Consider the following 9,207-nt stretch of genomic DNA (forward strand, 5'->3'; position numbering starts at 1 on the left):
CTACGCCGGGCAGGCGCGCAGCCGGGCCAGCACGGACAGGGATTCTTCCAGCGCCCGCCAGCGGAAAATCTCCAGCAAGTGGACAGCCTCGGCGGACAGGCGCGGCATCAGCTCCCGCAGCAGGGCATATTCCTCGTCCGTGAAGCGGGTCAGCGCGGCATGCGCATCCCGCCCGCACGGCGCGCTCCAGTGCAGCAGTGCCGCCCGGGAGGGCAGGATGCTTGCCCGCAAGGCATGCTGAGCATAGCCCAGAAGGTGTCCGACGTCCAGACAGAACCCCAGGCCGGCTTCGTCCAGAAAACCATCGCCCAGCTCCAGCACATCGCAATTATAGGTGTTTTCCAGCAGGAGCGGCAGATCATGGTATTCATGCCAGAACCGGGAAGCATGCCGTAGCTGCTCCTGACGGATGTCCGTCGGAGCATTGGGGGCATGCAGTACGGCACAGCGCGGCGAGAGAGGGGCGATCTTGTCCAGCAGGCGTTGCACGCAGTCCAGCGCGGGCCGGCAGGCCGCCGCCGTCGTGGCGTCTTCCGGCCACGGCAGATCAAAGGGGAGGTGCACATGCCAGCGCAAGGGCAGATCGCGCAGATCAGGCGGCAGATCCCGTTCCGTATAGGCCAGGCAGGCGGCATTCTCGAAAAAGCAGAGCGCCACCTCTTCCACCCGGCCGGCCAGGAAACGGGCGTTTTCGGCGATGGTCCCCGGCAGAACGAAGGAGGGCGCGGCTACCGGCGCGGGGGAAGAGGGCGGGGAAGAGGGAGCGTCCGGCACAGTGCTCATTTTCCCCCTCCCACATCAATGGTCGCCGTCATGCAGGGAGCCGGGGGCAGGGCCTCCAGCGCGTTACGCCAGCGCAGCAGGCGGCGGGCAAAGGCCGGGGCCGTCACGTCATACTGATCGCTCGCCGCGGCGCGCAGGGCGGTGTACATGTCCTCGGCCAGGAGGATCTCCGCCTCGCCCGGCAGCTCTCCCGCGGCGGCCGCGCTCTCATCCGCCTTTCCGCCCGGCGCGGCGGCGTGATGTCGCAGCCCCTTGTCCAGAAAGGACTCGCTGAAAACGCGCAGGGCCTCTTCCCGCACGGGACGGCCCAGATGGCGGGCCAAGCGTCGGAGCTGCGCCTCCGGCGCTGCCAGCAGGGCGTCATAGTCCGCCACAAGGACAGGCAGACCGACGCTGCCGTCCAGGGCGTCCAGCGTATGGTAGAGCCAGAGCCGCCAGCCCTGCGCCGCCGAAAAGCCGTTGCGCGCCGTCAGGGACGCGGCCACATGCGCCGGATGGCGCAGGGCAAGGCAGACATGCGGGGAGCAGCCCGCCGCAAGGAAGATGGGCCGCCAGAACGTCAGCAGACGGCTCATGCGCGGCTCCTTGAAGGCCAGCGGCGCGGGCAGGGCCTCGCCCCATTCCGCCGCCTGCCTGTCGGCGGCCTCGCCCCGCTCCCGGATGATCGCCAGGGCGGCCTGTCCGTATCCCGAGGTGGCCAGCCGCCGTAGATGTCCCTGCAGATCGCGGAAACTCACCGGGCTCTCCCAGCTCGTGCCCAGTTCCTTCAGCAGGGCGCGGTTGCCCGCATTGATGTCGGCGTCCTCAAAAAAGCCCTTGGGATTGCAGGGATGCGCCGGGAGCAGATGCTCCCCCAGCTGTATGCCCAGCACCGGCAGCGCCCGGGCCAGCACGCTGGTGCCGCTGCGATGCATGCCCAGCACCAGCGTGAGATGGCGTTTTTCCTGCAGCGACATCAGGCCATGATCTCCTGTCCGGCCCAGCCGTGGGCCTCGGCGGCGGCACGGGTCGCCGCGCCGCCCAGCACGCAGATCACGCCGGCCTTGGCCACTTCCTCCAGCACGTCCGCCATATCGAGGAAGTCTCTGGCCGTGGTGGCGAGGATCTCTTCGCGCATCCGCTGGCGCAGCTCATCCGTATCGCCGGTCAGGTAGCGGCTCAGGGCCTGCGCCCCCCGCGCATCCGGCAGGAGATAAGCGTCCAGATCGCCGACCGCTCCCACGATGGCCCGCTCCAGCTGGGCGGCGTCCGGGGGATTGGCCCGCAGGAAGGCGGACAGCTCGTCATAGGCGCGCAGCGTTTCGTCCACATTGGGGTCCCGGTAGGAGGCAAGCACGAGGTTGCCGCCCAGACGATCCAGCGTGCACATGGCTCCGTACGCGCCGCCGCGCACCCGCACCCGCTCCCAGAGATAGCCCATGCGCAGGGAACGCAGCACCACGCTCATGGACCCGCGGTACGGATACCCCAGATCGATGAGGTTGGCCGCCTTGCCCACATAGTTGACTTGCGCCGGGGCAAAGAAGGCTTCGGCATCCGGCAGGTCCAGCGGCCGCACGGCAGCGGGCTCGCCCGCCCGCACGTCCGGCAGGCTGCGCAGCAGGCGGGCGCCTTCTTCCTCCACACGGTGCAGGGCGGGGCTCTCGCCGGTCACGTCCAGCAGCGCGCCGGGCCGGGCCACCACATGCTGTCGCAGGCTCTCCAGATCGGCCAGCACCCCCTGGGGGTCCTGTTCCAGCCGTTCAAGCAGGCGACGCACCTCCTGCAGATAGCTCAGGCCGGACGTGCGCTCGGCCAGCCGGCCCAGTTCGGTGAAATGGGCCCGCAGCCGCAGCCCCACGGCCGCATGGCCCGCCGCCACAAGGCCATGCTCCAGCCGGGCCTTGTCCTCCAGCAGCATCTGGCCCATGCGCTCCAGCAGCACATCGCTCTCCCGCAGGGGTTCCAGCAGGATCTCCCGGAAAATGGCGAACAGATCGGGGATCTTGTCCTGTACGGCCTTGCCCATGACGCCGAGATAACGCACCGCCCCCCGGTTTTCCCGGTGGGTGGCCAGCACCATGTCCGCGCCCACGCCGCCGGTCTTGGCGGCCATGTACGCGCCCAGCTCCGTGAAATCCCGACGGGCCGTGCCGGCCTCGGTCAGGCAGCGGGCAAAGAGCGGCAGCAGCGGCTGGAGCTCATGCGGCACCGTATCCAGCGGCAGGAGCAGCCCCACATAGGCGATACCCTGCGCGGGCAGTTCATGGCAGAGCAGGGTATTGCCGGAGGACAGGCTTTGCCCGGCGCAGGGCAGGGGCGTATTGCGCGGCGGCATGTCGGCCACATGCAGATTGGGGATGGTGGCCAGGGCCTCGGGGCTGTCGGGCGCTTCCTGCGCCGCCTGGAGCCGGGCGGTCTCGCTGACCAGCCGCTGCCGGGCCTGCGCGTCGCAAGCCTCCTGCGCCGTCCGCAGCCGGGCGGCTTCGGCATCCAGCCGGGCCTTCTCCAGCCCGTGATCCGGCAGCAGCACCACGGTGGCCCGGTGCATGTTGTCGAGGAAGTGGGTGCGGATGGCCTCCTCGAAAAGCTTTTCGCCGGCGGCAAGCCGTGCCTTGATGGCGGCCAGCGGCGCTTCCCAGGCCAGGGCGGCCAGCGGGTCGCCGTCATACAGCCAGGTGGAGAGCGCCTGGATCATGGCCGCAAGCCCGCGCGGGAAGCGGCCGGAATTGTTCTCGCGGTAGGCGAATTCAACGCTGTTGACGGCGGCCTCCACGGCGGCGACGGGGATGCCCTCTTCCACGAGGCAGGCCAGCGTCTCGAAAATGAGCAGTTCGGCTTCCGGGACCTTGCGCGGGTCCACGCCCTTGAGGCCCGTGGAATAATACATCTGCCGCAGATCCGTTTCCAGACCGCAGCCCGTGGTGTCCTCACCCAGCCCGGAGGCGATGAGCGTCCGTCGCAGGGGCGAACCGGGGAGCCCTTCCAGGATATGCTCGAGCATCTCCATGAGCAGGGCCTGATGGACGTCGCCGCGCTCCCCGAGCAGCCAGTTGACCGTGAACAGGGCGCGCTTTTCGCCATCCGCCGCGGCATAGGGCACTTCGATATGCCGGGGCGTCTCGCGGCGTGGTTGCAGGGGCACGGCGGAATCCACGGGCCGGGCGGCGTAGCCGCTCAGCACGTCGGCCACGCGACGCAGGCGCTCTTCCTCCGGGTCGTCCCCCCAGAAGAAGAAACGCGCATTGGAAGGATGATAATAGCGGCTGTGGAAATCCCGGAATGCCTCGTACGTCAGATCCGGGATCACTTCGGGATTGCCGCCGGAGTCCAGACTGTAGAGCGTATCCGGGAAGACGGCCTGCTGGCTCTGCTCCGCCAGCACGGAATCCGGTGAGGAATAGGCCCCCTTCATCTCATTATAGACCACGCCCTTGTACGACCACGGCTCGTCGGGAGACTCGGCCTCGATGTGCCAGCCCTCCTGCCGGAAGATGTCCTCGCTGATGCGCGGATGGAAGACGGCGTCCATGTAGACGTCCATGAGATTGTAGAAATCCTGCAGATTGGCGCTGGCCACGGGGTAGCAGGTCTTGTCCGGGAAGGTGAAGGCATTGAGGAAGGTCTGGAGCGAGCCCTTGAGCAGCTCCACGAACGGCTCCTTGACCGGATACTTGTCCGAGCCGCAGAGCACGGAATGCTCCAGGATATGGGCGACGCCCGTGGAGTCCGCCGGCGGCGTGCGAAAGCTCACGCCGAAACATTTGTTTTCATCGTCGTTGCTGATGGAAAGCAGCTGCGCTCCGGTCACGGCATGCCGCCAGAGGCGGGCGGTACCGTGGACTTCCTGCAGGGCGCGTTCGGTGAGGATCTCAAAGCCGTATGTCTTCATGTGTCGTCCTGTGGGCTGGCCGCGGCGTCCCTGTTGGAAGGGGAGCGCCGCGCGATGTCGAGTGGAAGCAGTATACGGATTGTGCCGCGCTTTGCAACGTCCGCCGGCTGCCTATTTTCTGGACAGCGGACAGGGCGGGACCGCCTCTGCTGTCCATTTTTTATACAGCTTGAGGCGGGAAGCCCCGCGCCATTCGTCGTTTTTCGCACTGGCACGCCCGATGCAAGAGCAGGGGCGACATCTTCATCGCGGGCAGGGGAGAACCCCCATGACGCGCGGACGATTTTTTGCCGCCCTTGGCCTTTCCTGTGTCGGACTGGCACTGATGAACGCTTTCCCGCGGACGGCGGAGGCCCGCTACGGCGACGGTATCGGCCCCGACGGCGACGGCCCCCGCTCCGGCAGGGACTGTACCGGCAACGGACAGCGCCGGTCTCCGCGTGACGGACGCGGCCGCGGGCAGGGACAGGGCGGCGGCAACTTCCGGCCCCGGAACAACGGAGCGGGCGGCTACGGGCCGCGCGACGATTCCGGGCCCGGCAACGGCCCCCGCGACGGCAGCGGCCCCCCGACAGGTCGCCCCCAGGTAACGCAGTCCCCACCGCATTCCGGCGCCGTCTCCCGACGGTCATGCGGGGCGTTGCCGTCTTGCGCTGTGAGGCGTCCCGCTTCCCGGTCGCAGGCCAAGGCTCCCTTGCAAAGGGAGCCTTTTGCCGTTTTTCGCAGGGCCGGCCTGACGGGGCCGGCCCATATCCTCCCCCGAATCGGCAGCGCCCCGCACGAAAGCCGGGGGACGGCCCGCGGCCCCCCTTGCCATTTTTTCGCATCCGGGCTATACAGCCCCGTTCATCAAGCACACTCTGGCAGCGGCCCGGGGTGCCTGCCGTCGTGGCGCATCGTCCGGCGGCCGGTTGCAGGGTCAGGGCCGGGGTGGAAGACAACAACCCTTTGGAGGATCGAACAATGGCTTATGTCAGCATGAAGCAGATGCTGGAGACCGGCGTGCACTTCGGGCATCAGACCCGCCGCTGGAACCCCAAGATGCGCCCCTACATCTTCGGCGCCCGTAACGGCATCCATATCATCGACCTGCAGCAGACCGTGAAGCTCTTCCGCGTGGCCTACGACAAGGTGGTGGACACCGTGGCCAAGGGCGGCAAGGTGCTCTTCATCGGCACCAAGCGTCAGGCTCAGGAAGCCGTGGCCACCGAGGCCACCAAGGCCGGCCAGTACTACGTCACCAACCGCTGGATGGGCGGTACCCTCACCAACTTCGTCACCATCCAGAAGAGCGTCGATCGCCTGAAGAAGCTGGAAGGCATGTTCGCCGACGGCAGCATCAACCGCTACCAGAAGAAGGAAATCCTCCTGCTGGAGCGCGAGATGCAGAAGCTGGAACAGACCCTCGGCGGCATCAAGAACATGGATCGCCTGCCGCAGCTGGCCTTCATTATCGATCCCAACCGTGAAGACATCGCCGTCAAGGAATGCCGCAAGCTCGGCATCCCGATCGTGGCCGTCACCGACACCAACTGCGATCCCGACGTCATCGACTACATCATCCCCGGCAATGACGACGCCATCCGCGCCATCAAGCTCTTCGTGACGGCTTTCTCCGAAGCCTGCCAGGAAGGCGCCGCCATGGCCAAGGGCGACGTCAACGCCGAAGAGGCCATGCAGAAGGCCGCCGAAGCCGCTGCCGAATAATTGCCGGAGCGGACGCTCCCCGGTCGGCGCGTGACGGGAACGCCTCCTGCCACGCGCCTGCCGTCCCCGGCGGAAAGGACGCACGGCGCGCTTTCCGCCTTCCGTATTTTTGCCGTAACCGGCCATGCCGGATAATGGAGAAGAAAAATGGCTATTACCGCTAGCTTGGTGAAAGAACTGCGCGAAAAGACCGGCGCGGGCATGATGGATTGCAAGAAAGCCCTGGTGGAAGTGGAAGGCGACCTCGAAAAGGCCGTGGACTGGCTGCGCCAGAAGGGCATGGCCAAGGCCGCCAAAAAGTCCGGCCGCGCCACCAGCGAAGGCCTCGTGACCGTGGCCGTCAGCGCCGACGGCAAGCATGTGGCCATGGCCTCCCTGCTCTGCGAGACCGACTTCGTGGCCCGCGGCGAGCAGTTCGAAGCCCTTGCCGGCAAGGTCGCCCAGAACGTGCTGGAAGCTGATCCCGCCGATGCCGACGCCCTGCAGAACATCATTGGCGAAGAAGTGACCCAGCTCATCGCCTCCGTGGGCGAAAACATGCAGCTCGGCAAGTTCGCCCGTCACAGCAAGTCCGGCGAAGGCGACGTCATCGGCCAGTACATCCATGCCAATCGCAAGATCGGCGTGCTCGTCGATCTGCACTGCGGCAAGGCCGAGACCGCCGAAAAGGAAGAAGTGAAGGAACTGGCCAAGAACGTGGCCATGCAGGTGGCCGCCACCAACCCCCTGGCCCTGGATGCCGACAGCCTCGATCAGGAAGCCGTGGCCCGCGAACGCGAAGTCTACCGCCAGAAGGCCATCGAGGAAGGCAAGCCCGCCCAGATCGTGGACAAGATCGCTGACGGCGCGGTGAAGAAGTTCCAGAAGGAAGTCTGCCTGCTGGAACAGCCCTACATCCGCGACGACAAGAAGAGCGTGGCCGATGTGGTGCGTGAAGTGGCCAAGGCCGTGGGCGACGACATCAAGGTGGCGGGCTTCACCCGCATCCAGCTTGCGGCTGAGTAAGGCGGGCATGACGGATATATGTCGGACAAAACGCTTTTTTGCTGCTGAACGAAGGGGGGCTTGCGCCCCCCCTTTTTTTTGTAACAGTTCACGACATAGCGTAATGCCGTGTAACATCGGAAAGCGCGCTGCGCGCGGGAGTCAGCAATCATCATGTGGGATATGACGTGGATCGCCGATCCCTCGGCCTGGGCCGGTCTGGGGACGCTCGTACTGCTTGAGGTGGTGCTGGGCATCGACAACCTTGTGTTCATTTCCATCCTCACCCAGCGCCTGCCCGACCATCAGCGGCGCCATGCCTTCCTGACCGGTCTCGGCCTTGCGCTGGCCATGCGGCTCGTGCTGCTCTCCGCCGTGGCCTGGATCGTGGGCCTGACCGAGCCCCTGTTCAGCCTGGCGGGCAAGCCCTTCTCCTGGCGGGACATCATCCTTATGTCCGGGGGCGTCTTCCTGCTCTTCAAAGGGACCATGGAACTGCACGAACGCCTCGAAGGCCATATGCTGGACTACGGCGCGCAGGACGGCCACGCCAACTTCTGGCAGGTCATCGCTCAGATCCTCGTGCTCGACGCGGTCTTCTCGCTGGACTCCATCATCACCTCCGTGGGCATGGTCAGCCATGTGCCGGTAATGATGCTCGCCGTTATCGCGGCTATGGGCGTCATGGTGCTCGCCGCCGCGCCCCTCACCAACTTTGTGGAAAAGCATCCCACGGTCATCATCCTCTGTCTGGGCTTCCTGCTTATGATCGGCCTGAGCCTCGTCATGGACGGCCTGGGCTTCCATCTGCCCAAGGGCTATCTCTACGCGGCCATCTGCTTCTCCGTGCTGGTGGAATGCTGCAACCAGATCGCGTTGCGCAACCGGCGCAAGCGTATCAGCATGCGTGATATGCGCGAATCCACGGCCCGCGCCGTGCTGGGCCTGCTGGGCGGCAGCCGCTACGGCGAGGAGGAGGCCCGGCTGGACGCCGCCGCCCTCGCCACCGAGCCGGACAGCGACGCCCTCTTCGCCCCCGAAGAACGGGATATGGTGGCCCGCGTCATCCGCCTGAGCGGACGCACCGCCCGCTTCATTATGACGCCCCGTCAGCGGGTGCGCTGGCTGGCCAGCGACGCCGACCGTGAGGCCGCCTGCGCCTTTGCCGCCGCCGCGCCGCTGGCCTGGCTGCCCGTGCTGGATACCGACCACGATGAGGTGCTCGGCGTCGTCCACGCGGGCGACCTGGCCGTCAGCGCCGGCCGCCCGGATGCCCAATGGTCCCTGACCCCGCTGCTGCGCCAAGCGCCCGATATTTTCGAGCACGCCGGCCTGTCCGACCTGCTGGAGATATTCCGCAACGATCCCGTGCCCCTGGCCTTCGTCCGCGACGAATACGGCAGCGTCGTCGGCGTCATCACCCCCAATGACCTGCTCGGCGTGCTGGCCGGCCAGATGGGCGACATGCCCGCCGGCCCCGAAGCCTGCCGCCAGCCCGACGGCAGCTGGCTCATGCCCGGACGCCTCTCCGTGGACGCCGTGACCGCCTGGCTCAACATCCATATCCCCGCCCGCAGCAGCAGCGCCACCCTCGCCGGCCTCCTCCTCGAAAAAATGGGACACATCCCCGCCGAAGGCGAAACCTGCCGCATCGACGACTGGACTATGGAGATCCGCCGCATGGACGGCCAGCGCATCGACGAAGTCCGCGCCGTCCGCCGCGGAGCCTAAGCGTCGCTGTCGCGTTGCGGTATTTTTTGCGGGGGAAAAGGGGGATTTTTTTCAGCAGATTGTCAAACGAAAGTTGACACACAGAAGACCCCGTCTTCCCTCATTTTTTCCACAGTTGTCCTGTCACCGGA

At 66.5% G+C, this 9,207-nt stretch carries 6 protein-coding genes; 3 read left to right on the forward strand and 3 right to left on the reverse strand.

What is annotated here, in order from left to right; genetic code table 11:
- The 3 genes from cbiR to Q0J54_RS02350 are packed head-to-tail and all read right to left on the reverse strand — an operon-like array spanning position 1 to position 4,654.
- Entirely contained in the window at positions 1-783 is a 783-nt protein-coding gene (cbiR, locus tag Q0J54_RS02340) for a cobamide remodeling phosphodiesterase CbiR (protein WP_296303706.1), read from the reverse strand.
- Positions 780-1,739, reverse strand: a complete 960-nt coding sequence (locus Q0J54_RS02345) for a glycosyl transferase family 1 (protein ID WP_296303708.1) — start codon at positions 1,737-1,739, stop codon at positions 780-782. Before Q0J54_RS02345 ends, cbiR begins: the two co-directional genes overlap by 4 nt.
- On the reverse strand, positions 1,739-4,654 hold the full coding sequence (locus Q0J54_RS02350) for an insulinase family protein (RefSeq protein WP_296303711.1): 2,916 nt from the start codon (positions 4,652-4,654) through the stop codon (positions 1,739-1,741). The genes Q0J54_RS02345 and Q0J54_RS02350 overlap by 1 nt, the downstream gene beginning before the upstream one ends.
- Positions 4,655-5,617: 963 nt before the next feature.
- On the opposite strand from Q0J54_RS02350, the gene rpsB reads away from it, so the two are divergent.
- The 3 genes from rpsB (at position 5,618) to Q0J54_RS02365 (ending at position 9,076) form a co-directional block, all read left to right on the forward strand.
- Positions 5,618-6,361, forward strand: coding sequence for a 30S ribosomal protein S2 (gene rpsB / locus Q0J54_RS02355; RefSeq protein WP_296303712.1), 744 nt, complete (start codon positions 5,618-5,620; stop codon positions 6,359-6,361).
- A 147-nt stretch (positions 6,362-6,508) separates the two neighbouring features.
- A complete protein-coding gene (gene tsf / locus Q0J54_RS02360; protein WP_296303713.1) occupies positions 6,509-7,366 on the forward strand; it encodes a translation elongation factor Ts in 858 nt (285 codons plus the stop codon).
- A gap of 153 nt (positions 7,367-7,519) precedes the next feature.
- Complete coding sequence (locus Q0J54_RS02365; protein ID WP_296303715.1) at positions 7,520-9,076, forward strand: transporter associated domain-containing protein; 1,557 nt, start codon at positions 7,520-7,522, stop codon at positions 9,074-9,076.
- The last annotated feature ends 131 nt before the right edge of the window (positions 9,077-9,207 follow it).

Source organism: uncultured Desulfovibrio sp., assembly GCF_944324935.1.
In the GTDB taxonomy this organism is placed as follows: domain Bacteria; phylum Desulfobacterota; class Desulfovibrionia; order Desulfovibrionales; family Desulfovibrionaceae; genus Desulfovibrio.

Bases quoted from the DNA above. Each gene is read 5' to 3' on its own strand.
- cbiR (WP_296303706.1), bottom strand. From the start codon at position 783: ATGAGCACTGTGCCGGACGCTCCCTCTTCCCCGCCCTCTTCCCCCGCG.
- Q0J54_RS02345 (WP_296303708.1), bottom strand. From the start codon at position 1,739: ATGTCGCTGCAGGAAAAACGCCATCTCACGCTGGTGCTGGGCATGCAT.
- tsf (WP_296303713.1), top strand. From the start codon at position 6,509: ATGGCTATTACCGCTAGCTTGGTGAAAGAACTGCGCGAAAAGACCGGC.
- rpsB (WP_296303712.1), top strand. From the start codon at position 5,618: ATGGCTTATGTCAGCATGAAGCAGATGCTGGAGACCGGCGTGCACTTC.
- Q0J54_RS02365 (WP_296303715.1), top strand. From the start codon at position 7,520: ATGTGGGATATGACGTGGATCGCCGATCCCTCGGCCTGGGCCGGTCTG.
- Q0J54_RS02350 (WP_296303711.1), bottom strand. From the start codon at position 4,654: ATGAAGACATACGGCTTTGAGATCCTCACCGAACGCGCCCTGCAGGAA.